General features: G+C 74.4%; 19 protein-coding genes and 1 rRNA gene. 16 read left to right on the top strand and 4 right to left on the bottom strand.

Annotation, left to right across the window (positions count from 1 at the left end):
* Window positions 1-121: 121 nt before the first annotated feature.
* The 7 genes from rrf to ACQPX6_RS21910 all read left to right on the top strand — a co-directional run bounded on the left by rrf (window position 122) and on the right by ACQPX6_RS21910 (window position 11,387).
* Window positions 122-238: ribosomal RNA gene (gene rrf, locus ACQPX6_RS21940) — 5S ribosomal RNA — on the top strand.
* Between the two features lie 265 nt (window positions 239-503).
* Window positions 504-1,115: a single-stranded DNA-binding protein gene (locus ACQPX6_RS21935; RefSeq protein WP_433782533.1), complete on the top strand. Its 612-nt coding sequence runs from the start codon at window positions 504-506 to the stop codon at window positions 1,113-1,115.
* Window positions 1,116-1,165: 50 nt separating this feature from the next.
* Window positions 1,166-2,842: an energy-dependent translational throttle protein EttA gene (gene ettA, locus ACQPX6_RS21930; protein ID WP_433782532.1), complete on the top strand. Its 1,677-nt coding sequence runs from the start codon at window positions 1,166-1,168 to the stop codon at window positions 2,840-2,842.
* A gap of 13 nt (window positions 2,843-2,855) precedes the next feature.
* Window positions 2,856-5,294 carry a hypothetical protein gene (locus tag ACQPX6_RS21925; RefSeq protein WP_433782531.1) on the top strand — a complete coding sequence of 813 codons (2,439 nt, stop codon included), beginning with the start codon at window positions 2,856-2,858 and terminating at the stop codon, window positions 5,292-5,294.
* A 130-nt stretch (window positions 5,295-5,424) separates the two neighbouring features.
* Window positions 5,425-10,365, top strand: coding sequence for an NAD-glutamate dehydrogenase (locus ACQPX6_RS21920; RefSeq protein WP_433782530.1), 4,941 nt, complete (start codon window positions 5,425-5,427; stop codon window positions 10,363-10,365).
* Window positions 10,366-10,392: 27 nt separating this feature from the next.
* Window positions 10,393-10,818, top strand: coding sequence for an acyl-CoA thioesterase (locus tag ACQPX6_RS21915; RefSeq protein ID WP_433782529.1), 426 nt, complete (start codon window positions 10,393-10,395; stop codon window positions 10,816-10,818).
* Window positions 10,815-11,387 (top strand): hypothetical protein, encoded by a 573-nt coding sequence (locus ACQPX6_RS21910; protein WP_433782528.1) that lies wholly within the window; start codon window positions 10,815-10,817, stop codon window positions 11,385-11,387. The genes ACQPX6_RS21915 and ACQPX6_RS21910 overlap by 4 nt, the downstream gene beginning before the upstream one ends.
* 7 nt (window positions 11,388-11,394) lie before the next feature.
* On the opposite strand, the gene ACQPX6_RS21905 is transcribed toward ACQPX6_RS21910, so the two are convergent.
* The 3 genes from ACQPX6_RS21905 to ACQPX6_RS21895 are packed head-to-tail and all read right to left on the bottom strand — an operon-like array spanning window position 11,395 to window position 13,527.
* Window positions 11,395-12,090 (bottom strand): dienelactone hydrolase family protein, encoded by a 696-nt coding sequence (locus ACQPX6_RS21905; RefSeq protein ID WP_433782527.1) that lies wholly within the window; start codon window positions 12,088-12,090, stop codon window positions 11,395-11,397.
* Window positions 12,091-12,107: 17 nt separating this feature from the next.
* Window positions 12,108-12,506 (bottom strand): globin, encoded by a 399-nt coding sequence (locus ACQPX6_RS21900; protein ID WP_433782526.1) that lies wholly within the window; start codon window positions 12,504-12,506, stop codon window positions 12,108-12,110.
* A 31-nt stretch (window positions 12,507-12,537) separates the two neighbouring features.
* Complete coding sequence (locus ACQPX6_RS21895; RefSeq protein WP_433788322.1) at window positions 12,538-13,527, bottom strand: mechanosensitive ion channel family protein; 990 nt, start codon at window positions 13,525-13,527, stop codon at window positions 12,538-12,540.
* 262 nt (window positions 13,528-13,789) lie between these two features.
* On the opposite strand from ACQPX6_RS21895, the gene ACQPX6_RS21890 reads away from it, so the two are divergent.
* The 4 genes from ACQPX6_RS21890 to ACQPX6_RS21875 are packed head-to-tail and all read left to right on the top strand — an operon-like array spanning window position 13,790 to window position 16,696.
* Window positions 13,790-14,446, top strand: a complete 657-nt coding sequence (locus tag ACQPX6_RS21890) for an HNH endonuclease (RefSeq protein ID WP_433782525.1) — start codon at window positions 13,790-13,792, stop codon at window positions 14,444-14,446.
* A 28-nt stretch (window positions 14,447-14,474) separates the two neighbouring features.
* Entirely contained in the window at window positions 14,475-15,881 is a 1,407-nt protein-coding gene (locus ACQPX6_RS21885) for an amidase (RefSeq protein WP_433782524.1), read from the top strand.
* Between the two features lie 46 nt (window positions 15,882-15,927).
* The gene (gene ctaJ, locus ACQPX6_RS21880; RefSeq protein WP_433782523.1) at window positions 15,928-16,182 is read left to right on the top strand and encodes an aa3-type cytochrome oxidase subunit CtaJ; all 255 of its coding nucleotides are present in this window, start codon (window positions 15,928-15,930) and stop codon (window positions 16,180-16,182) included.
* Window positions 16,169-16,696 carry a DUF5130 family protein gene (locus tag ACQPX6_RS21875; protein ID WP_433782522.1) on the top strand — a complete coding sequence of 176 codons (528 nt, stop codon included), beginning with the start codon at window positions 16,169-16,171 and terminating at the stop codon, window positions 16,694-16,696. The genes ctaJ and ACQPX6_RS21875 overlap by 14 nt, the downstream gene beginning before the upstream one ends.
* 91 nt (window positions 16,697-16,787) lie before the next feature.
* Here the strand turns inward: ACQPX6_RS21875 and pepN are convergent, their stop codons facing one another.
* The gene (gene pepN, locus ACQPX6_RS21870) at window positions 16,788-19,346 is read right to left on the bottom strand and encodes an aminopeptidase N (protein ID WP_433782521.1); all 2,559 of its coding nucleotides are present in this window, start codon (window positions 19,344-19,346) and stop codon (window positions 16,788-16,790) included.
* Window positions 19,347-19,433: 87 nt separating this feature from the next.
* On the opposite strand from pepN, the gene ACQPX6_RS21865 reads away from it, so the two are divergent.
* The 5 genes from ACQPX6_RS21865 (at window position 19,434) to ACQPX6_RS21845 (ending at window position 24,299) form a co-directional block, all read left to right on the top strand.
* Complete coding sequence (locus ACQPX6_RS21865; protein WP_433782520.1) at window positions 19,434-20,042, top strand: mycothiol-dependent nitroreductase Rv2466c family protein; 609 nt, start codon at window positions 19,434-19,436, stop codon at window positions 20,040-20,042.
* A 120-nt stretch (window positions 20,043-20,162) separates the two neighbouring features.
* Window positions 20,163-20,906 (top strand): hypothetical protein, encoded by a 744-nt coding sequence (locus ACQPX6_RS21860; RefSeq protein ID WP_433782519.1) that lies wholly within the window; start codon window positions 20,163-20,165, stop codon window positions 20,904-20,906.
* 47 nt (window positions 20,907-20,953) lie between these two features.
* A protein-coding gene (locus ACQPX6_RS21855) for an IS3 family transposase (protein ID WP_433782182.1) occupies window positions 20,954-22,230 on the top strand; the annotation gives its coding sequence in 2 pieces (ribosomal slippage) (window positions 20,954-21,242 and window positions 21,242-22,230; 1,278 coding nt in all).
* Between the two features lie 306 nt (window positions 22,231-22,536).
* On the top strand, window positions 22,537-23,961 hold the full coding sequence (locus ACQPX6_RS21850) for an aldehyde dehydrogenase family protein (protein WP_433782518.1): 1,425 nt from the start codon (window positions 22,537-22,539) through the stop codon (window positions 23,959-23,961).
* 5 nt (window positions 23,962-23,966) lie between these two features.
* Window positions 23,967-24,299 carry a hypothetical protein gene (locus tag ACQPX6_RS21845; RefSeq protein WP_433782517.1) on the top strand — a complete coding sequence of 111 codons (333 nt, stop codon included), beginning with the start codon at window positions 23,967-23,969 and terminating at the stop codon, window positions 24,297-24,299.
* Window position 24,300: the final 1 nt, after the last annotated feature.

Raw genomic sequence — 24,300 nt, 5'->3', positions numbered from 1 at the left:
CACCCATCAAGGGTCACGAGCAAACCTTCGAAAGCGCTGCGTAACAAATACTCGCGTCCACTGTGCATATCCCAGCGACCACACACCCCACCCCACACTCGTTGTGGGGGTGGTGGGGTGTTCCGGTGGTCACAGCGGAGGGGAAACGCCCGGACCCATCCCGAACCCGGAAGCTAAGCCCTCCAGCGCCGATGGTACTGCGACCGACAGGTCGTGGGAGAGTAGGACACCGCCGGAACACCCGACCACCCCCACATATACATTCACTCCCCAGAAAAGGGGCGGCACTCCCACCCAGGAGCACCGCCCCTTTTTCTCGTTCTCGGGGCGAATGCGCTGGTGCGGATGGACCAGGGCCTGGCTCAGCACGGCAGCGCGCTGTCCACACCCACCCTCCTTGTCCCCAGGTCGTCGTCCGACCCTCCCGCCGGTCGCCGCCGGCCCCCGATGCTCGTGCAGAGCGGGGCGGACGGAACGTCCCGGCCAGGCGAGCGGAGGACGACGTGAACGAGACGACCGTGACGGTGACGGGGAACGTGGCCGGAGACGTGATCTGCCGGCGAGTGGGCGACGGGGAGCACCTCCTGTCGACCTTCCGGGTCGCGAGCTCGGAGCGGCGGTGGGACAAGGCCTCGGAGTCGTGGGTCGACGGCGACCGTTTCACCGCGTCGGTGAACTGCTGGCGCCGCCTGGCCGAGGGCGCGCGCTGCCTCGTGAAGGGCGACCCGGTGGTCGTCACCGGGCGGCTGTCGGTGCGGGAGTACGAGGTCGAGGGCGTGCGGCGGTACATGACCGAGATCGCCGCCACCGCGATCGGTCCTGACCTGGCGCGGTGCACGGCCCAGGTGTCCCGTCGCCGGCCGTCGGTGGGCGAGAACCCCGACGCGGCGTCGACGGCCGACACCGTGGACGGCGCGGCGCCCCCGGCGACCACGTCGCCCGTCGGCGTGGGAGAGCCGGTCGAGACCGGCGACGGGCTCGCGCACGCGGCCCGCCCGCTGGTCCCCGTCGGCCATGACGGTGAGGTCGCCACCCACGACCCGGAGGGCGCGACGGTGACGGGGATCGTGGCCGGGGAGCGGCGGCGGGGCGAGCCCGCCCGCGCGAGCGCCTGACACGCCCCGGGGCCGGGGAGCGCCGAGTCGTGCCAACTACCATCGTGGGCGTGGCTGAGTTCATCTACACCATGAAGAAGGTTCGCAAGGCCCACGGGGACAAGGTGGTCCTCGACGACGTCACGCTGAACTTCCTGCCCGGCGCGAAGATCGGTGTCGTCGGCCCCAACGGCGCGGGCAAGTCGAGCGTTCTCAAGATCATGGCCGGACTCGACCAGCCCAACAACGGTGAGGCGTTCGCCGCCCCGGGCGCGACCGTCGGCATCCTGCAGCAGGAGCCGCCGCTCAACGAGGAGAAGACGGTCCTCGGCAACGTGCAGGAGGGCGCCGGCGACGTGGCCACCAAGCTCGCGCGCTACAACGAGATCGCTGAGCTCATGGCCACGGACTACTCGGACGAGCTCATGGAGGAGATGGGGAGCCTCCAGGAGGACCTCGACAACGCGGATGCCTGGGACCTCGACTCCCAGCTGCAGCAGGCCATGGACGCGCTGCGCTGCCCGCCCGGCGACTCCCCGGTCACCCACCTCTCCGGCGGCGAGCGGCGCCGTGTGGCGCTCTGCAAGCTCCTGCTGAGCAAGCCCGACCTCCTGCTGCTCGACGAGCCCACCAACCACCTCGACGCCGAGAGCGTGCAGTGGCTCGAGAGCCACCTCGCCTCGTACGAGGGCGCCGTCCTCGCGGTCACCCACGACCGGTACTTCCTCGACAACGTCGCGGGCTGGATCCTCGAGCTCGACCGCGGCCGGGCGATCGGCTACGAGGGCAATTACTCGATCTACCTCGAGAAGAAGGCCGACCGGATCGCGGTCCAGGGCCGCAAGGACTCCAAGCTGCAGAAGCGGCTCAAGGACGAGCTCGCGTGGGTGCGGTCCGGGGCCAAGGCGCGGCAGGCCAAGAGCAAGTCGCGCCTCGCCCGCTACGAGGAGATGGCCGCCGAGGCCGAGAAGACGCGCAAGCTCGACTTCGAGGAGATCCAGATCCCGCCGGGCCCGCGCCTGGGCAACGTGGTGGTGGAGGTCAGCCACCTCGACAAGGGCTTCGACGACCGCCTGCTCATCAAGGACCTGTCATTCTCGCTCCCGCCCAACGGCATCATCGGCGTGATCGGGCCGAACGGCGTCGGCAAGACGACGCTGTTCAAGACGATCGTCGGGCTCGAGCAGCCGGACTCGGGGTCGGTGAAGGTCGGGGACACGGTGAAGCTGTCGTACGTCGACCAGAACCGTGAAGGCCTCTCCGGCACCGACAGCGTCTGGAAGGTCGTGTCCGACGGGCTCGACTTCATCCAGGTCGGCAACGTGGAGATGCCCTCCCGGGCCTACATCTCGGCGTTCGGCTTCAAGGGCCCCGACCAGCAGAAGCCGGTGAACGTGCTCTCCGGCGGCGAGCGCAACCGGCTCAACCTGGCGATGACGCTCAAGCAGGGCGGCAACCTGCTGCTGCTCGACGAGCCGACGAACGACCTGGACGTCGAGACGCTGTCGTCGCTGGAGAACGCCCTGGAGAACTTCCCGGGCTGCGCCGTGGTGGTGTCGCACGACCGCTGGTTCCTCGACCGCGTGTGCACCCACATCCTCGCGTGGGAAGGCAGCGACGACCACCCGGCGTCGTGGTTCTGGTTCGAGGGCAACTTCGCCGACTACGAGCAGAACAAGGTCGAGCGCCTCGGCGCCGACGCCGCGCGGCCGCACCGCGTCACCCACCGCAAGCTGACCCGGGACTGAGGGCCCCGGCGACGTGGAGGCGCGGGCAGGGCAGGCCGCCGTCCACGGCCTCAGCGCGAGCGCGATCCTCGCTGTCGCCGAGGGCCTGCGGTGGTCGGACCCGCAGCTGAGCGTCGCGCTCGCCGAGCACGTCGCCCGTGCGGTCGGCGACGACCACCAGGTCCGGGCCGCCGCGGAGCGTTCCGCGGTGCTCGCACTCGCGCAGCTCGACCGGCCCGCGGAGGTCGTCGTCCGGGCCCTGCCGCACCTGCGGGACGCGGAGCGGGCCGGCCGCTCCGGGGACGCCGCGGTGCTGCGGTGCGAGGTGGCGCTCGCCGCCGCGCACTGCGGGGACGCCGAGGCGGCGGAGGCGCTGCTCGAACCCCTCGCCGGCGGCCGGGTGCTGCCCGGCACGGTGCGGGCGGACGCCCTCGTGGCGTGGACCGCGGCCCGCGCCGGCCGGGGTGACGTGGCCGGGGTGGACGCAGCGGCGCGGCAGGTCGCCGATCTCGTCGAGGACGACGGCGGGGACGGGGCCGACCAGGTCCGCCGGGTCGCGGTGCAGCGTTCCCGGGCGCGGGCGCGGCGAGTGGCGGGCGACGTGGCGGGCGCGGCCGCGGTCCTGCTGGCGGTCGACCCGGTGCCGACGTCGGCCGACGGGGGCCGGCAGGCGGCGCTGCTCGTGGCCGACCTGGTGGAGGTCCTCGGGGAGCTCGGGCGGTCGGCCGAGGCACGCGAGGTGGGGGCGCCCCTCCTCGACGCGGAGCCCGGCCCCACCACCGCGCCGGCGCTCGGCCGCCTGCGGTCCGCGCTGGCCCGCGCGGTCCACCTGCCCGCCGGCGACCTCGACGCCGCCGAGCGGCTGGCGCGCGAGGCGTCGGAGGACCTCGCCGCGCGCGGCCAGGTCGCCGAGCTCGCCGGGGCCCTCGACGTGCTCGCCGGCGTCGCCGAGGCCCGCGGCGACGTGCAGGGGCTGCTGCAGCACCTGCGGCGCGCCCACGAGCACACGCTGACGGCGCACGAGGACGTCACACGGGCACGGGTCGCGCTGGCCGCGGCGCTCGCCCGGGACGAGGACCGGCTCGTGTCCACTGGCCGTTCCCTCGTCGGCGACCCACCGGAGACCGCAGCCGAGGGCGAGCCGGGGACACCCGAGCCCGCGGAGTCGTCCGCAGATCGGCACGCGCGCCCCTCGCAGGACGAGGCGGCCGAGGACGACGCCTCCGAACCCGTCGCGCCCACGACGCCCAGCGCCGCCTCCCACGCGTCGCCGGTCGACGTCCCCGAGGACGCACCGACGCCCAACGGGACGTCGCCGGGTCTGACTCTGTGGGAGGAGCTCGACCAGCGCTTCGGTCCCGACGCGGCGACGGGGGCGAGCATCGGGGAGGCGCTCGCGCGCGAGTCGCAGCCGGTGGCCGGCGCGGTCGAGCCCGAGCACGTCCCGGAATCCGATCCCCTCCCGGAGCCGATCCCCGAGACCGCGCCCGTCCGTGAGGCCGGTCGACGCCGGCGGACGCGCTACCGCGAGGACTCCGAACCCGCGGGGCTGCTCGCCGCGGCGATCGCGGCGCGCGCCGCGGACGGGGACGACCCGCCCGGCGGGGACGAGACGCCCGCGTCCGACCGCGGTGCGGTGGCCGGCGCCCGGACCGACCCGCCCGCCGAGGCCCCGGGCGATGCGTCCGTCCCGTGGTGGGCGGACGCGCCCGGCGTCGACCCCGCCGACCCGCTCGGGAGCGGCACCGCCGCAGGCCCCGTCGCCGGGACGCCTGGTCCCGACGGGCCCGACGACGACGCCGGTGCGACGCCGTCCTCCGTCGACGAGGCCGCGGCGGCGCGCAGCCGGCGGCCCGCCCGCGCCCGGGCGCGGTGGGAGGTCCCCGACTCGTTGCTGCCGCGGCGGGGCGACGGTCCGCCTCCCGCGGGCGAGCCGGAGCCCGGCGCGGAGCGTGGCGGCTGGCCGGGCGAGGACCGCGCCAACGGCCACGACGGTCACGACCACGGCGACCGCGGACACGACCGCCGCCCACCACCCCGCCGGTCCGACCCCGCGACGACGACCGTGGCGGCGGCCTCGGGCCGACCCGAGCAGCCCGAGCGGGACCGCCCCGCACCCGGTGGCGCCGACGACGAGCTGGCGCGGGAGCTCGCCCTGACGTTGGTGGACCTGCTCGCGGAGTACCAGGACCCCGCCGTCCCGCTCGGCGGGCCCGGGACCGCGACGCCGACCCCGGCGCGACCGCCCTCCGCGCGTGCCGCCCCGCGTCCGTCGCGGACCGGCACGAACGGCTCGGCGCCTCGCCGGCGCCCTCCGCGCGGCGAGCAGTCCGGGGTGCCGGCGGCCCGGCCCCCCGCTGAGCCCGACGCCCCCGGCCCGCGCCTGGCCGACCTGCTGGCCGACGCGATGGACGTCTACCACCGGTCGGACCCCGACCCGGCGCCTGCGGACGACAGGCGGGCCCGCCAGTGAGGGGCGCCGCCGGGCCGAGCGTCGTGGTGCTCGCCCGTGATCTCGTTAGGGTGGCCCGCGTGAGCGCACGGTCGCGCCAGCACGATCGCGCGGTGCGCCGACCCCGACCCGCGACCCACGGTGGCGATCGATGACGACGACCACGAGCCGGGACGCCACGGCGTCGCCCACCGCGGAGGGCTGGCCGGCCGAGCGCGGCGTCCTGCGGGGCGTGGCGGCCGCCCAGCAGCCGCCGGACTCGACGCTGGGCGAGCTGGCGGTCACCTACTTCGCGCGGGTGCCCGACGGCGAGCTCGTCGACGACCCCGCGGACGCGCTGGCCACGGTGCGCGCGCACCGGAGCCTCGCGCGGCTGCGGGTGCCGGGCAAGCCGGTGACCGCCGTGCTCGACACCCCGGGGGCGGAGGGCCGGATCTCGGTGCTCGTGGTCACGGACGACATGCCGTTCCTCATCGACTCGGTGCTCGCCGAGCTCGACCGCACCGGGGCCACCGTGCACCGCGTGGTGCACCCGGTGATCGTGGTGCGCCGCGACGTCCGCGGCGAGCTGCTGGACATCCTGCCGCTCGCCGACCCGGCGGCGCCCCCGTCCGGCACGCTCGCCGAGTCGTGGATGAACATCGAGCTCGGCGACCTGCCCGGCTCCGACCCCGCACGCGACCTCGCCGCCGACCTGCACTCGCGGCTGTCCAGCGTCCTCGTCGACGTGCGCGAGGTCGTCGAGGACGGCGACCGCATGGTGTCCACCGCCCGCGCCCTGGCCGACGAGCTGGCCGCCGCCGGCGGTGACGCCGAGACCAGCGACACGGTGGCGCTGCTGCGCTGGTTCGCGCAGGGCAACCTGATCATGCTCGGGTACCGGCGCCAGGAGGTGGTCGACACCCCCGACGGCCCGGCGCTGCGCGGGGTCCTGGCGACCGGGCTGGGCGTGCTGCGCCGCGACAGCCTCGTGGCGCGCACCCTGACCGCGAGCCCCGACAGCGTCACGCCCGCCGGCACGCGCGGGGACGACGCGCGCCGCCGGCTGCTGGTGCTCACCCGCGCGAGCGCGCGCTCGACGGTGCACCGCCCCGAGCACCCGCTCTACGTGGGCGTGAGCGTCCACGACGAGGAGGGCCGGCTCGTCGGCGAGCACCGCTTCCTCGGCATCCTCACCGTCGCCGCCCGCCACGCCGACGTGCTCGGCATCCCCGTGGTGTCGCGGCGGGTGCAGGAGGTGGTGGCGGAGGCCGGCCTGCCCGCCGACTCGTGGTCGGGCCAGCGGCTGCTCGAGGTGCTGCAGACCTACCCACGCGCCGAGCTGCTGTGCACCGACCGGGCCTCGCTGGAGGCGACGGCCACCGGCGTGCTCGACCTCGCCGAGCGCCGGCGGGTGCGGCTGTTCCTGCGGCGCGACCCGTTCGGCCGCTACTTCTCCTGCATGATCTACCTGCCGCGCGACCGGTACACCACCGCGACGCGCACGCGCATGCAGGAGGTGCTCACCCGCGAGCTGCGGGGCACCGACCTCGAGCACACCGCGCGCGTCACCGAGGACCAGCTGGCGCTGCTGCACGTCACGGTGCACACCGGGCGCGAGGAGCCCGTGACGCCGGACCTCGAGGTGCTGACCCGCGACCTCGCGGAGGCGGCGCGCACGTGGGCGGACCGCTTGCGCGAGCAGGCGACGGGGGAGGAGCGCGCGGTCCTCGCCACCATCGGCGAGCCGTTCGCGGAGTCCTACAAGGAGGACTTCGGCCCGGAGCGGGGCCTGCTCGACCTGCGGGTCCTCGACGGCCTGACCCCGGGCAGCACCGAGGGCACCCAGCGCGACACCGCCGTGCGGCTCTACCGACCCGACGACCCGGACGCGGGCGACCGCCGGCTCAAGCTCTACCTCGCCGGGCGCCGCGCCACGCTGTCGTCGGTGCTGCCCGCGCTGCAGTCCCTCGGCGTCGTCGTGGTCGACGAGCGCCCCTACGAGGTCACCCGCAGCGACGGCGTCACGTGCTGGATCAACGACTTCGGCCTGCGCCTGGGCGAGGGCGACACGGTGCCGCCGGGCACCGACGCCGACCTCACCGAGCGGTTCGCGGACGCGTTCGACGCGGTGTGGAGCGGGCGGGTCGGTGCCGACGGGTTCAACGCGCTGGTCCTGCGCGCAGGGCTGACGTACCGCCAGGCCGCGGTGCTGCGGGCGTTCTCGCGCTACCTGCGCCAGGTCGGCATCGCCTACGGCCAGAGCTACATCACCGACGTCGTCGGCGCGCACCGCGAGGTGGCGGTGGGGCTCGTGACGCTGTTCGAGGCGCGGTTCGACCCGTCGCTCGCCGACGACGACCGCGCGCGGCGCGTGGCCGAGCTCGACCAGCAGGTCACGGAGGCCATCGCCGAGGTCACCAACCTCGACGCCGACCGCATCCTGCGCGCGCTGCTCGGGGTGGTGCGCGCGACGTTGCGCACCAACCACTACCGCCGCGACGCGGACGGCGCCCCACGCGCCTTCCTCGCCCTCAAGCTCGACCCGGGCCAGGTGCCCGGCGTCCCCGAGCCGGTGCCGGCGATCGAGACGTTCGTGCACTCCAACCGCGTCGAGGGCGTGCACCTGCGGTTCGGCCCCATCGCCCGCGGCGGGCTGCGGTGGTCGGACCGCCTGCAGGACTACCGCACCGAGATCCTCGGCCTGGTCAAGGCGCAGGCGGTCAAGAACGCGGTGATCGTGCCGGTCGGGGCCAAGGGCGGGTTCGTCGTCAAGCGCCCGCCGGCCGCCACGGGCGACGCGACGGCCGACCGCGAGGCGGCCCGGGCGGAGGGCGTGGCCTGCTACCGCATGTTCGTGTCCGCGCTCCTCGACCTCGTCGACGACCGGGCCGGGCACGCGGCGGACTCCGAGGTCCGCACCCCGCCGGACATCGTGCGCTACGACGGCGACGATCCCTACCTGGTGGTGGCCGCGGACAAGGGCACCGCGACGTTCTCGGACATCGCCAACGCCGTCGCCGACGACTACGGCTTCTGGCTGGGCGACGCGTTCGCCTCCGGCGGCTCTGTGGGCTACGACCACAAGGCCATGGCGATCACGGCACGCGGCGCGTGGGAGTCGGTGCGCCGGCACTTCCGCGAGCTGGGGCGCGACGTCGCCACCGACGAGATCACGGTCGTCGGCGTCGGCGACATGTCCGGCGACGTGTTCGGCAACGGCATGCTGCTCTCCGAGCACCTGAAGATCGTCGCGGCGTTCGACCACCGCCACGTCTTCCTCGACCCCGATCCCGACCCGGCGACGTCGTTCGCCGAGCGGCAACGGCTCTTCCGGCTGCCGCGCTCGTCGTGGGCCGACTACGACGAGTCGCTCATCAGCGAGGGCGGCGGGGTCTTCCCGCGCTCCATGAAGGCGATCCCGGTGTCGCCCCGCGCGGCCGAGGTGCTGGGCATCGAGCCCGGCGCCCTCGACCCGCCGACGCTGGTCCGCGCCGTGCTGCGCGCGCCCGCGGACCTGCTGTGGAACGGCGGCATCGGCACCTACGTCAAGGCGTCCTCCGAGACCCACGCCGACGTCGGGGACAAGAGCAACGACGCTGTGCGCGTCGACGGCGACGAGCTGCGCGTGGCGGTGGTCGGCGAGGGCGGCAACCTCGGCCTGACCCAGCGCGGGCGCATCGAGTACGCCCGCCACGGCGGCAAGGTCAACACCGACGCGATCGACAACAGCGCCGGCGTCGACTGCTCCGACCACGAGGTCAACATCAAGATCCTGCTCGACTCGCTGGTCGAGCGCGGCGAGCTGGACCCGGCCGAGCGCGACCAGCAGATCGCCGCGACCACCGACGAGGTCGCCTCGCTCGTGCTCGCCGACAACGTCGCGCAGAACGAGGTGCTGGGCGTCTCGCGCGCCCACGCGACCGGGATGCTGCACGTCCACCGGGACCTGGTCGCCGACCTCGAGGCCCGCGGCCGGTTGGACCGCGAGCTGGACGTGCTGCCCGACGAGGAGCAGTTCGCGGCCCGGGTCGCCGACGACGAGGGCCTGTCCAGCCCGGAGCTGTGCACCCTGCTGGCGCACGTCAAGCTCGACCTCACCGACGCGCTCGCCGCCTCGGAGCTCCCCGACCTCGACGTCTTCGCCCGGCGGCTGCCGGCGTACTTCCCGCAGGTGCTCGCCGAGCGCTACCCGGACGCCGTGGCGGCGCACCCGCTGCGCCGGCAGATCGTCACCACGATGCTGTCCAACGCCGTGGTCGACGGGGGCGGGCTGACGTTCGTCCACCGGCTCGTGCAGGAGGTCGCCGCGTCGCCCAGCGACGCCGTGCGCGCCTACCACGTGGCCACCGCGGTGTTCGGGCTCGACGCGCTCGCCGACGACCTCGCCGCGGCCGACCAGGTGCTGCCGACCTACATCGCCGACCGCGTCACGCTCGCCACGCGCCGCCAGCTCGACCGGGCGGCGCGCTGGTTCCTCACCCACCGGCCGCAGCCCCTGGCCGTCGGCGCCGAGATCGCGCGGTTCCGGCCGTGGGTGGAGAAGCTCGCGCCCCGGGTGCCGGAGCTGCTGCGCGGCGGCGAGGCCGCGGGCCTGGGCCGGCGCACGCAGGACTTCGTCATCGCCGGGACGCCGGTCGACCTGGCGCGCCGGGCTCTCGGCGGGCTCTACGCGTTCGGCCTGCTGGACGTCGTCGAGGTCGCCGAGATCGCCGAGCGCGAGCAGGGCGGCGTCCACACCCACGACGGTGAGGTCACCGACGACGAGGTGATCGCGGTCGCGGAGCTCTACTACGCGCTCTCCGAGCACCTCGGGCTCGACGCGCTGCTCACGGCCGTCGCCGGGCTCGACCGCACCGACCGGTGGAACGCCCTGGCCCGGCTGTCGCTGCGCGACGAGCTGTACTCCGCGCTGCGGGCGATCACCCTGGACGTGCTCGCCGACACCGGCCCCGAGGAGTCGGTGGGCGAGAAGATCGAGCACTGGGAGCAGGCCAACTCCTCGCGGCTGATGCGGGCGCGCACGGCGCTCGCCGAGATCGCGCAGGCGAGCCGGGACGACCTGGCCACGGTGTCCGTGGCCGCACGCCAGCTCCGCAGCATGGTCCGCTGAACTCCAGGATCGGGAGAGAACAGCCGCGTGGCCCCCTACGTCAACGACGTCGCCGTCCGCTGGTCGGACCAGGACGCCTACGGGCACGTCAACCACGCCAACGTGGTCACCCTGCTCGAGGACGCCCGCACGGGCATGTTGTTCGACGCCGCGACGAAGGCCGGCGTGGAGGACTTCGCGGGCGGCCTGCTCGTGGCCGCCCTCGAGGTCGTCTACAAGCGGCCGATCGTCTGGAGCCCGGCCGGGGTGCGCGTCGAGATGACCGCGCAGGACGTGCGCGCCGCGTCGTTCCGCGTCGCCTACCGGCTGCTGCTGCCCGACGGCCACGGCGGGTGGGACGAGGCCCCGGCCGTCACCGCGAGCACGCAGCTCGTGCCCTACGACCTGACCACCGAACGACCGCGGCGTCTGACCCCTGTGGAGCGGGAGTTCCTCGCGAGCTACACCTCGTGAGCCTGGCGATCCCCGCCGCTGGTGACCGGGCGGCGCTCGCCGACGTCGTCGGCCGGGTCGTACGCCTCGACCTCACGGCCGTGGTCCGCCTGCGCGGTGCCGGGGGCCGGGTCGTGCTGTGGGCGGGCACGCCGTTCGAGGTGCTCGTGACCGCCGCGGCGCCCGGGTCGCTGACGCCGGGCGACGTCACGGTGACCGGGTCGGACCTGCTCGCCGCGCTGAGCGTGGTCGACGCCCCCGAGGTCGACCCCGGCGCCGCGGTGGACGACCGCTGGCGCGGCGACCTGCCCGGCGACGGGCCCTGGCGGACGATCGGCGCGATCCCCGCGGCCGAGGTCGACGCCGTCGTCGCGCGCGCCGGCCCGTCGACGCTGGACGAGACCGTCTGGGAGCACGACGGCGTGCGGGTGCCGGCCCGCTGCGTCGTCGCCGTCGCGGGCATGGGGTGGCCGGAGGACGCCGCAGCGCTGACGGTGGCGCTGTCCGGGGACGAGGGCTGGCTGCGCGTCGAGGTCGGCGGCGCCGCCATTGTCCGGCGCCGCCGGCCCCGGCTGACCGTCCTGGTGTGAGCCCCGGTCAGCCCAGGTTGGCCCGGAGGAAGTCGCGCGTGGCGCTCCAGGCCTTGAGGGCCTGCTCCGGGTCGTAGGTGCCGAGCAGGTTCTCGTCGTTGAAGAACGCGTGGTCCGCCGGGTAGATCCGGAAGTCGGGGCGCACGCCCGACTCCTTCTCGATGCGCTCGGCGAGGTCCTCGACGGTGTCCGGCGGGGCCATCTCGTCCTCCTCGCCGAAGTGGCCGAGCAGCGGCGCGGTGAGGCCGGCGAAGCTGGGGAAGTCCTCGCCGAGCACGCCGTAGAACGGCACCGCGGCGCCGATCTTGTCGCCCTGCTGCGCGGCGAGCACGAGGACGAAGCCGCCGCCCATGCAGAAGCCCACGGCGCCGACCTTGGCGCCGGTGACGCTCTCGTGCCCGAGGAGGAAGTCGACGGCGCCGCCGAGGTCGGTGGCGGCCCGGTCGACGGGCAGCTCCTGCATGAGGCGCGCGGCCTCGTCGCCGTCGTGGGTGGTGGCGCCGCCGTAGAGGTCGGGGGCGAGCGCCACGAAGCCCTCGGCGGCGAGGCGGTTCGTGACGTCGGCGATGTGGCTGGTCAGGCCCCACCACTCCTGGATGACCACGACACCGGGCCCGGAGCCCGACTCGGGCAGCGCCAGGTAGCCGTGGGCGGTCCGCCCGTTGCTGGGGAACGTGACGTTCTGGAGCGGGTTGTCGACCATGCCCGCCATCACACCAGCTACCAGCTCTTGTTCATCATGCTGGTGGCGGCCATCTCGAAGTACTCCCACATCTGGCGGCGCCGTTCCTCGGGGAGGTCGGCCTCGTCGACGGCGACGCGCATGCAGCGCAGCCAGGCGTCGCGCTCGAGCGGGCCGATGGGGAACGGGCCGTGGCGCATGCGCAGCCGCGGGTGCCCCCGCTGGTGCGAGTAGGTCTGCGGGCCGCCCCAGTACTGCTCGAGGAACATCAGCAGGCGCAGCTCGGCCGGGCCCAGGTCCTCCTCGGGGTAGAGGGGACGCAGGACCGGGTCGTCGGCGACCTGTTCGTAGAAGCGGTGCACGATGCCGGCGAACGTCTCGTGCCCGCCCACGGCGTCGTAGAACGTCTCCGGTGGTCCGGCCTGTGGTGCGCTCACCCCACCACGGTCCCAGATCCGCGCCGGGGCGTCAGACCGCGGGCGTCCCGGGGCCGGCGACGCCGGGGCGGCCACTGAACGGGAAGGGCGCGGGGACCCCGGCGGCGTCGAGCTGGGACTTGATCTCGGCGGCCACCGCGCGCTGCACGGCCCACTGCTCGCCGGGGCGGGTGCGGACGGTCAGGCGCAGGAGCACGCCCTCGGCGGTCACCGACTGCACCCCGAGCATGTCCGGCGGCGCGATCACCTTGCTGGCGATCTTCGGCTCGGCGCACTCGGCGATCGCGGCGCGCTCGGCGATCTCCAGCGCCTCGTCGACGTCGGCGCTGTGCCCGACGGGGATGTCGACGACGGCCACCGAGTAGCCCTGGCTGGAGTTGCCGACGCGCAGCACCTCGCCGTTGCGGACGTACCAGACGGTCCCGGCGATGTCGCGCAGCGTCGTGACCCGCAGGCCGACGGCCTCGACGGTGCCCGTGGCCTCGCCGAGGTCGACGACGTCGCCGACGCCGTACTGGTCCTCGAGCATCATGAAGATGCCGGACAGGAAGTCGCGGACGAGGTTCTGCGCACCGAAGCCGATCGCGACGCCGAGGATGCCGGCCGAGGCGATGATCGGGGCGAGGTTGACCCCGAACTCGCCCAGGATCAGGACGAACGCGATCCCGTAGATCGCCATCGTCGAGAACGAGCGCAGCACCGAGCCGATGGCCTGCGCGCGCTGGCTGCGGCGCTCGACCATCAGCGGGGCGGCGTCGCGCAGCGTGCGGACGGCCCGGTCGCGCAGCGGGCGCAGCAGCGCGGGGACGCGGCCCTCGCCCGCGCCCGTGGTCAGCCGGTGGATGGCCCGGTGCACGGCGAAGCGCAGGACCACGGCGACGACGACGATCAGGAGCACGACCACGGCGTGCGCGATGAGCTGGTCGGCGGAGCGGGAGATCCAGTCGGCCTGGGTGAGCTCGAAGACGCGCGCGCAGAGCGAGCCCTGGTCGGCCGCGCAGCTCGGCGCCCCCGGGGGCAGGGGCGCGACGGCGGCGGGCGGCGCGGGCGTGGCCGGAGGGCTGCTCGGTGTCGGGGTCGGCAACGGCACGGTCACGTCGCCCGACGGTAGAGCACGCCGCGGCGCCTCCCGACCGGCCCGTCCCGGCTCGTCCGCTCCGGCGACACGCCGTGCGCCACCCGTGGTGCACGCCACCAACGCAGGTGCGATCGGCCGGTTTGTGTGGTCGACTAGGCGCAACTCGGCGGGAGGTGGTCGTGTGCACGAACGACAACCCGGCAGCGTGACTCCGCTGGTCAGCGAGGTCCCGCCCACCACCGCGCCACACGGCGCGGCCGACCCCCCCGTACCCCCGCCGCCCGAGCTCTCCGTCGCTCCTCCGCTCGCTCCCTCCGTCGTCGCCCCGCCGCCGCCCTCGCCGCCCTGGGGCCGCCGCCGGGTCCTGCTCCTCAACGCCACCTTCGAGCCACTCACCGCGCTGCCGCTGCGCCGGGCGATCGTGCTGCTCGTGTGCGGCAAGGCCGAGGTGGTGCACGGCGACACCGCGGGGCTCGTGCTGCACTCGGCCACCGGTGCGGTCGAGGTCCCGTCGGTCATCCGGCTCCGCACCTACGTCCGCGTGCCCTACCGCGCCCGGGTGCCGCTCACGCGTGCCGCGCTGATGCACCGCGACCGCTTCCGCTGCGCGTACTGCGGCGGGCGCGCGGAGACGATCGACCACGTCGTGCCCCGCAGCCGCGGGGGGACGCACACGTGGGAGAACTGCGTCGCCTGCTGCGCGCGGTGCAACCACAAGAAGGCCGACAAGCTGCTCGCCGAGCTCGGCTGGCCGCTGCGCACCATGCCCACCGCGCCCCGCGGGCGGCACTGGCGCCTGCTCGCCGGCCTCGTCGACGCAGACCCGCAGTGGCTGCCCTACCTGGGGGAGACCGCCGCGTGACGGCCACGTGGGGCACCGTGCCGCACCCGTGAGCGATCTCCACGAACTGAGCGCCCTCGAGACCGGCGCGGCGATCCGGCGTGGCGACGTGACGGCCCTCGAGGTCGTCGACGCCGCGCTCGCCCGGGCCGAGCGGCTGGGCCCCGCCCTGGGCGCGTTCGCCGTGCTCACCCCCGAGCGGGCCCGTGCCGCGGCGCGCGCCCTGGACCGGGCCGGGGTCGACGGCGCCGGGCCGCTCGCCGGGGTGCCGACGGCCGTCAAGGACCTCACCGCCACCGCCGGGGTGCCGACCGCCCGGGGCTCGGTGCTGGCCGCCGGCGTGGTGCCCGCGCACGACGACGACGTCGTCGGCCTGCTGCGCGACGCCGGGACGATCAGCATCGGCAAGACCGCGGTGCCCGAGTTCGGGCTGCCCTGCTACACCCAGCCGGCCGGCGCCCCGCCGGCCGTGACGCCGTGGGACCGCACCCGCTCGGCCGGCGGGTCGTCGGGCGGGGCGGCCGCCGCGGTGGCCGCGCGCCTCCTGCCCGTCGCGCACGGCACCGACGGCGGCGGCTCGATCCGCATCCCGGCGTCGGTGTGCGGGCTCGTCGGGCTCAAGACGACGCGCGGGCGGGTGCCCGCCGGGCCCGCGGGCGGCGACCCGGCGGGTCTGTCCGTGCACGGGCCGCTCGCGCGCACGGTCGCCGACGCCGCCGCGTTCCTCGACGCGGTGGCCGCGCCGGGCCCGGGGGAGCCCTTCGTGCCCGCCGCCCCGCCGCCGGGCGGGTACCTCGCGGCGCTGGGCCGCCCGCTGGCGCGGTGCCGGATCGGGCTGGCGGTGGACCCGCCGCTGGACGGCGTCCCGGTCGACCCCGCCTGCCGCGCCGCGGCCGAGGAGACCGCCGCGCTGCTCGCCGACCTCGGCCACCACGTCGAGCCCGTCGCGTTCCGGCTGCCCGACGACGTCGTGGCCGCGTTCCTCACGCTGTGGGCGGTGCTGTCGCTGGGCGACCCCGTGGACCCCGCCGACGAGCCGCGCCTGCAGCCGCTCACCCGGCACCTGCGTGCCCGCGGCCGGGAGGTCGGCGGGGCGGCGGCAATGGGCGCGCTGCACACGGTGCAGGTGGCGACCCGGACCCTGGTCGCCGAGCGCGCCGCCTTCGACGCGGTGCTGACCCCGACCGTGGCCCTCCCGCCGCGCCCCGTCGGGTGGTTCACCGAGACCGGCGACCCCGCCGACGACTTCGACCGCCAGATCGCGTTCACTCCGTGGACCGCGGTCGCCAACCTCACCGGCGAGCCCGCGATCTCGCTGCCGATGGGCTGGTCGGAGGGCCTGCCGATCGGCGTCGCACTGCGCGGGCGACGCGGCGAGGAGGCGCTGCTGCTCGCGCTGGGCGCCGAGCTCGAGACCGCGCGGCCCTGGTCGGGGCGGCGCCCACCCGGGGTGTGACTCCTACGACGGGACGTCGTGGGCGGCATCCACTACGGTGCTGCGCGTGAGCCCGCTGACCACGATCCTGCTCTTCGTCGTGGCGCCGGCCGGGGGTCTGCTCCTGATCGCCGTGTCGACGCTGATCCGCCCGTCAGGGCGCGGTGCGCGGTACCGGTCCGGGGACACCTGGAACCACGAGGCGCTGTGGTGGATGGGCAACCCCCGCGGCTCGGGCGTGCCCGGGCCGACCGTCGAGGCCGTGCCCTCCAGCCCGGCCGCCGAGCACACCGCCCGAGGAGGCGCTCGTGGCACGTGGTGAGGTCGTCCCGTCCCGGCAGGACGCGCCGGGCGAGACCACGCGACGCAACGACGGACCCGGCGTCCTCGAGGACCCGGTCTACGGCCAGGCGCGCGTCGCCACCGCCTCGGGGCGCATCTCCGAGGCGATGGACGTGCACTCGGAGGACTCGCGCACGCCGTTCTCGTCGTCGCAGCTCTCGCGCCTCGACGAGGCCCTGACGCTCGCCTGCCGCGAGACCGGGCTGCTGTTCACGCTCTACATCGGCGACCTGGGCACGCGCTCACGCGAGCGCGCCGAGGAGCTGCACGCCTCCCTGGGCGACCGCGCGGACGAGGCGGTCGTCGTCGCCGTGTCGCCCGGCGAGCGCGTCGTCGAGGTCGTCACCGGCGCCGAGTCGAGCCGCCGCATCGACGATCGCGGGGCCAAGCTCGCGGTGATGAGCATGGTGGCGTCGTTCAAGGAGTCCGACCTCGTCGGCGGCATGGTCGAGGGCCTGACCATGCTCGCCGACCAGGCCGGCGCCGCCCGCTAGGCCACCTGGCGCACCGCCCCGGAACAACGAACGGCGCTCTCGCTGCTTCCGTAGCAGCGAGAGCGCCGTTCGTTCGTGAAGGGGCCGGGCCTCAGCCGCGGTCGAACTCCCGGGCGGCGAGGGCGCGGACGACGCCCGCGCGGCCCTCGGTGACCAGGCGGCGCAGGGCCGGCGGGTGGTCGCCCGCGAGCCAGGCGTCGGCGGCCTCGACCGTCGCGGGCTCGACGGCCCAGGACGGGAACAGCCCCTGCACCATCGGCTGCGCCTGCTCCGAGGAGCGGCGGGCCCACACCTCGTCGACGGTGGCGAAGTAGCGCGGCACGTAGTCGGTCAGCAGCGCCTGCTGCGCCGGGTGCGAGAAGCCCATGATGATCGCGGAGTTGATCGCGTTGGGCAGCGTGTCGTCCTCGACCGCCCGGCGCCACGCCTCGGCCTTGGCCTCGGGGGTGGGGATCAGCGCGCGACCACGCTCGGCCATGCGGCGGCCGGTCGCGGTGTTGTCGCGGGCGTACTCGTCGGCGATCTCGGGCTCCCCGGCGGCACCGTGCGCGACGAGGGCGTGCAGCAGCCGCCAGCGCAGGTCGGTGTCGACGGTCAGGCCCTCGAGCGGCGCGCTGCCGTCGCGCCAGCCGGCGATGGTGTCGAGCGCCTGGGCGGTGAGCACCGACCCGGCGAGCGCGTTGACGATCGCGAGCTGGTGGTCCGACCCGGGCTCGGCGTGCGCCAGCTCGAGCAGCCGCGCGACGAAGGCGGGCCAGCCCTCGCCGACCGCCCAGCTCGGCTCGGCGTAGGAGGCGAGCGCCGTCTGCGCCTGCAGCAGGAGCCGCTGCAGGACGCCGACCTCGGTCTCCGCGGCGAGCCCGGCGGTGACGAGCGCGACGAAGTCCCGCGCGCGCAGCTCGGCCTCGCGCGTCATCTCCCAGGCCGCCGACCAGCACAGGGTGCGGGGCAGCGGCTCGGCGATGTCGCCGATGCGGTCGACGAGCGTGGTCAGCGAGCGCTCGTCGAGGCGCATCGTGCAGTAGGTCAGGTCGTCGTCGTTGACGAGCACGAGGTCGCCGGCCTCGACGCCGACCAGCTCGGGCACCTCGGTGCGGTCGCCGTCGACGTCGAGCTCGACGCGGTGCTGGCGCACCAGCGTGCCGCCCTCGTCGCCGTAGACGCCGACCGCGAGCCGGTGGGTGCGCAGCTCGCCGGCGCCGGGGCGCGCGCCGCCCTGGACGACCTCGAACGCGGTGTAGCGCCCGTCCTCGCCGACGCTGAACGACGGCGAGAGCGAGTTGAGGCCGGTGGTGCGCAGCCACTGCGCGCTCCAGCCCGACAGGTCGCGGCCCGAGGCCTCGGTGAGGGCGCCGAGCAGGTCGTCGAACGTCGCGTTGCCGTAGGCGTGGCGCGAGAAGTACAGCCGCAGCCCGGACAGGAACTCCTCCTGCCCGACGTAGCTGACCAGCTGCTTGAGCACCGACGCGCCCTTGGCGTAGGTGATGCCGTCGAAGTTGACCTCGACGGCCTGCAGGTCGGGGATGTCGGCGGCGACGGGGTGGGTCGAGGGCAGCTGGTCCTGGCGGTACGCCCAGCTCTTCTCGACGTTGGCGAACGTCGTCCACGCGTTGCGGTACTCGGTGGCCTCGGCCTGGCTCACGACGCTGGCCCAGGTGGCGAACGACTCGTTGAGCCACAGGTCGTCCCACCAGCGCATGGTGACGAGGTCGCCGAACCACATGTGCGCCATCTCGTGCAGCACGGTCTCGGCGCGCCGCTCGTAGAGGTAGCGGGTGACGCGGCTGCGGAAGACGTAGTCCTCGAGGAACGTCACCGCGCCGACGTTCTCCATGGCGCCCGCGTTGAACTCGGGCACGAAGAGCTGGTCGTACTTGCCGAAGGGGTACGGCACGCCGAAGTTGCGGTGGTAGAAGCCGAAGCCCTGCTTGGTCTCGGTGAACAGCCGCTCGGCGTCCATGTGCTCGGCGAGGCTCGCGCGGCAGAAGATGCCCAGCGGGATGCTGCCGTGCTCGTCGCTGTAGGTGTCGGTCCACTTCGCGTACGGGCCCGCGACGAGCGCGACGAGGTAGGTCGAGATCGGCGCCGTGGTGGCGAACGCGTGCCGCTTCGCGCCGTGCTCGGCGTCGGTGACGGCCTCGGTGGCGCCGTTGGAGATGACCTGCCAGCTCGGCGCCGCGGTGACCGTGACGGTGATCGGCGCCTTGAGGTCGGGCTGGTCGAAGCAGGCGAACATCCGCTTGGCGTCGGCCGTCTCGAACTGGCTGTAGAGGTAGACGCCGCCGTCGACCTGGTCGACGAAGCGGTGCAGCCCCTCGCCGGTGTTCATGTAGCGGCCGTCGGCGTCGACGACCAGCTCGTTCTCGGCGGCGAGGTCGGGCAGGGCGAGCCCCTTCTCCTCGTCGTAGTCGGCGACGTCGAGGGCGCGGCCGTTGAGCGTCGCGGAGCGCACCCCGGCGGCGACGAGGTCGATCCACGTCGAGGAGCCCGGCGTCGCGGCTCGGAACCGGACGGTCGTCGTCGTGCGGAAGGTCGACTCGCCCGGGGCGCCCGCCCCGTCGGTGAGGTCGAGGTCGACGACGTACGACGCGACGTCGAGCAGCTGGGCGCGGGTGATCGCGTCGTCGCGGGTCAGGTTCGGGGCAGCCACGTCGACACCCTACGGCCGGTCGGGAACACCACGGACCATCGCGGGGGTTGCCCGGGTGAGACCTTCCGAGAGGGGAACCCGACCGCCATGGCAGACAAGACCCGCGTCGACTTCTGGTTCGACCCGCTGTGCCCGTTCGCCTGGATCACCTCGCGCTGGATGCTCGAGGTGGAGCAGGTCCGCGACGTCGAGACCCACTGGCACGTCATGAGCCTCGCCGTGCTCAACGAGGGCCGTGACCTGCCCGAGGAGTACGCCGAGATGATGAAGAAGGCGTGGGGCCCGGTCCGCGTCTGCATCGCCGCGGCGCAGGAGAAGGGCGACGAGATCCTCGCCCCGCTCTACACCGCGATGGGCACCGAGATCCACAACAACGGCAACAAGGACTTCGACGACGTCATCGCCAAGGCGCTCGACGAGGTCGGCCTGGACCAGTCGCTGGCGCAGGCGGCGCACAGCGACGAGTACGACGACACGCTGAAGGAGAGCCACCACGCGGGCATGGACCCGGTGGGCATGGACGTCGGCACCCCGGTGATCCACGTCGAGGGCTCGGCGTACTTCGGCCCGGTGACGACCCGCATCCCCAAGGGCGAGCAGGCCGGCCAGATCTTCGACGGCGCGAAGCTGCTCGCGGGCTACGAGTACTTCTACGAGCTCAAGCGCACGCGGGACACGGAGCTCAAGTTCGACTGACGCGGCTGGCCTGATCATCGGTCCGAGGACCTGCCGGGCGCTCTGCGCGGCGGGGGTCCTCGGATCGACGACCACGGACGTCGAGGGAGCCGAACGGCGCGGGTGTGCGTCGAAATCGGTGTGGACATCGAACAGTTCCTCGCGACGCACGACGGCGTCGTCAGCCGGGAGCAGGCGCTCACCTGTGGGCTGACCGACGACGCCATCGCGTGGCGTCTCACCACGGGCCGCTGGGTCCGGCGGGCGCCGCGCACCTTCCTCGACATCGCCTGGGCCTACACCCTCGCCGCCCGCGTGCGCACCGCCGCGGCGTGGGCCGGCGAGCAGGGCACGCTCCTCGCCGTCACTGCCGCGTGGTGGCTGGGCCTCGGGGTCGCCGATCCCCTCCCGATCACCGTTGCGCTCCCGCCGGGCAGCGCGCGCCGGGCCCCGCGCGGCATCCGTGTCGTGCAGCGCGAGGTGCGGATCGACCGGACGCGCCACCGGGAGCTGTGGGTGACCACGACGCCGCTGACGGTCCTCGACGCCGCGGTCGCCCTCGGCCCCGGCGGCACGCGGTTCCTCGACCGGGCCCTGCAACAGCACGTCGACCTGGATGCGCTGCGCGCCGCGCAGTCGCGGCACCTGGGCCGGCGCGGCTCCCGGGCCGCCGGGCGTCTGCTCGCGCGGGCGTCGGACCGGGCGGCTTCGGAGGCGGAGCGCCGAATGCTCGCGCTCCTGCGCGCGGCAAGCATCGCCGGGTGGTCGGTGAACCACGAGGTCCGCCTCCCCGACGGCCGCCGGGCCCTGATCGACGTCGCGTTCGCCGACGTCCGGCTCGCCGTCGAGGTGGACGGGTGGGCCCACCACGAGGACGTCGACTGAACCGCCCCGGCGTGTCCGGAGACCTGATCGTCTGAGGAGATCTGGTCATGACACGTCGGTCCCAGCCGCCCTATCCGCCGGAGTTGCGGGAGCGGGCGGTGCGCATGGTCGCCGAGGTTCGGGCGGACTACGAGTCGCCGTGGGCGGCGATGAACGCGGTCGCCGAGAAGCTCGGGGTGGGCACCGGGGAGACGGTGCGCAAGTGGGTCCGTCAGGCTGAGATCGACGGTGGTGTGCGCCCAGGCGCGACGAGCGAGGAGTCTGACGAGCTCAAGCGGCTGCGCCGGGAGAACGCCGAGCTCAAGCGGGCCAACGACATCCTGAAGGCGGCCTCGGCTTTCTTCGCGGCCGAGATCGACCGGCCACCGCGACGCTCGTGAAGTTCATTGACGAGCACGCCGCCCGCAGCAGTGCGGGCCGGCGGTGGGGCGTCGAGTCGATCTGCACCGTGCTCGGCGAGCTCGGTGTGTCCATCGCCCCGTCCACCTACTACGAGGCCCGCAAGGCTCTTGCGGCCGAGCCCACCGCCCAGGCATGTCGCGACGAGCAGCTGAGCGTCGAGGTGGCCCGGGTGCACGCCGAGAACTACGGCGTCTATGGCGCCCGCAAGGTCTGGGCCCAGCTCAACCGCGAGGACATCCCGGTCGCCCGCTGCACCGTGGAGCGGCTGATGCGCGCCCAGGGCCTGGCCGGAGTCCGCCGCGGCCGCCGGATCCGCACCACCATCCCCGGCGATCAAGCCCGAGCCCGCGACCTGGTGGGCCGGCGCTTCAACCCGGCCGCACCGGACCGGTTGTGGGTCGCGGACTTCACCTACGTCCCGACCTGGTCCGGGATGGTCTACGTCGCCTTCGTCCTCGACGCCTACTCCCGGCGCATCCTCGGCTGGCGCGCCGCCACCACGATGCGCACCAGCCTCGTGCTCGACGCCCTCGAGCAAGCCGTCTGGACCCGCCGGCAGGAAGGCATCACCGAGCTCGGAGGCCTGGTGCACCACTCCGACGCCGGCTCCCAGTACACCTCGATCGCCTTCACCGAACGCCTCGCCGAGGCCGGTGCCGCACCCTCGGTCGGCTCGGTCGGCGACGCCTACGACAACGCGCTGGCCGAGTCCACCATCGGACTGTTCAAGACCGAGCTGATCAAGCCGCGGGCGCCCTGGCGCACCGTCGAGCAAGTCGAGATCGCCACCCTCGAGTACGTCGACTGGTTCAACCACCGCCGACTACACAGCACCGCCGGCGACATCCCACCCGTCGAGCTCGAGCACGCCCACTACCGTCAACACCACGCCCAACCCGAGCCCGAGCACTCAATCCCATAGCTCTCCGGACACGCCGGGGCGGTTCAGACCGTTTCGTCGACGGTCGGGCTCGCAAGCGGGCCTTGGTCGCGGACGGGTGGGTCGTGGTCGAGGTGACGTGGCACGACCTGGTGGAGGCGCCCGAGCGGCTCGTCGACGAGTTGCGCCGGACAATCGCGCGCCTCGGAGCGGCGGCCTGATTGCCGTTCCGAGGACCCGCCGGGCGCCGAGCGCGGCGGAGGTCCTCGGATCGGCGATCACCGGCGAGGTGGTCGCGCGGCGCGTCGGGCAGGGTGGGGGCGAAGGCCCGACGATCGGAGGCAGTCGATGACGACCAGTACGGAAGCGCTCTCGCGGCACTGGATCGACGGGGCCTGGCAGCAGGGGTCCGGGGCGATCGCGGTGGTCAACCCGGCCACGGAGGAGACCATCGCCGAGGTCCCGGCCGGCGGCTCCGCCGAGGTCGACGCGGCCGTGCTGGCTGCGCGCCACGCGTTCCCGCGCTGGGCGGCCACGTCGCTGGCCGACCGGGTCGCGATGGTCACCGCGATCCGCGAGGGCATCAAGGCCCGCAGCGCCGAGATCGCGGCGTCGATCACCGCGGAGATGGGCTCGCCGACGAAGTTCGCCAACTCCGTCCAGGTCGGCATGCCGATGGCGACGTCGAAGGGCGTCGCCGGTCTGGCCGAGTCGTTCCCGTGGACCGAGGAGATCGGCAACTCCCTCGTCGTCCGCGAGCCGATCGGCGTCGTCGGCGCCGTGACGCCGTGGAACTACCCGCTGCACCAGGTGGTGGCCAAGGTCGCGCCGGCCCTGGTCGCGGGCTGCACGATCGTGCTCAAGCCCAGCGAGGTCGCGCCGCTGACCGCCGGCATCCTCGCCGAGATCACCGCCGCGGCCGGCCTGCCCGCCGGCGTCTTCAACGTCGTGCACGGCACCGGTCCCGACGCCGGCGAGGCCATCGCGAAGCACCCCGGCGTGGACATGGTGTCGTTCACCGGCTCGGTGCCCGCCGGCCGGCGCGTGCAGGAGGTCGCGGCCGCGACCGTCAAGCGCGTGGCCCTGGAACTCGGCGGCAAGTCCGCGAACATCGTCCTCGACGACGCCGACCTCACCCAGGCCGTCAAGCTGGGCCTCGGCAACTGCTTCATCAACGGCGGGCAGACCTGCACCGCGTGGACCCGCCTGCTCGTGCCCAAGTCGCTGCACGACCAGGTCGTCGAGATGGCGGTCGAGCAGTCGGCCAAGTACACCGTCGGCGACCCCACGGACGAGTCCACGCGCGTCGGGCCGATGTCGTCGGATCGCCAGCGCGAGCGCGTCGAGGGCTACATCACCCGCGGCGTCGAGGAGGGCGCCGAGCTCGCCGCCGGCGGGCCCGGCCGCCCCGAGGGCCTGGAGCGCGGCGCCTACGTCCGCCCGACGATCTTCTCCGGCGTCCGCCCCGACATGACCATCGCCCAGGAGGAGATCTTCGGCCCGGTGCTGTCGGTGATGCCCTACGCCGACGAGGACGAGGCCGTCGAGATCGCGAACGCGACCGTGTACGGCCTGGCCGGCGCGGTGTTCGCGGGCTCGCAGGAGCGCGGGGTCGAGGTGGCCAAGCGCATGCGCACCGGGCAGGTCGACGTCAACGGCGGCGCCTTCAACCCGCTCGCACCGTTCGGCGGCTACAAGCAGTCGGGCACCGGCCGCGAGCTGGGGCGCTACGGGCTCGAGGAGTTCCTCGAGGTCAAGTCGATCCAGCTGTAGCGGGCGTGGTCACGGAGCGGCCGCCGTCGACGGGGGCGGCGGTGAGCGCCGCGGTGTCGCTGCTGGTCTTCGGCCTCCTGGCGGGCTCGGTCACCTACGTGCTCGTGGTGTTCACCGGGTGGACGAACGAGGAGTGCGCGCCGGGCGCGTTCGCGTGCGACGCCGCGGCGGTCCTGCGGGTCCGCGTGCTGCTCGCCGCGGGCTTCGTGCTCGAGCTGGCGCTCGCCGTCGCCGCGCTGGTGCGCGCGGTGCGGGGGCGTCCGAGCGTGGTGTGGACGGCGCTGGCGTGGCCGGCGTGGCTGGCCTGCGTCGCCGTGGGGCAGATCGCGGCGGGGTGAC

It is taken from the genome of Actinomycetospora sp. CA-101289, from assembly GCF_050955895.1.
In the GTDB taxonomy this organism is placed as follows: domain Bacteria; phylum Actinomycetota; class Actinomycetes; order Mycobacteriales; family Pseudonocardiaceae; genus Actinomycetospora.
Note: the sequence above shows the minus strand (reverse complement) of the source record. Positions and strands in the feature narration are given on the sequence as shown.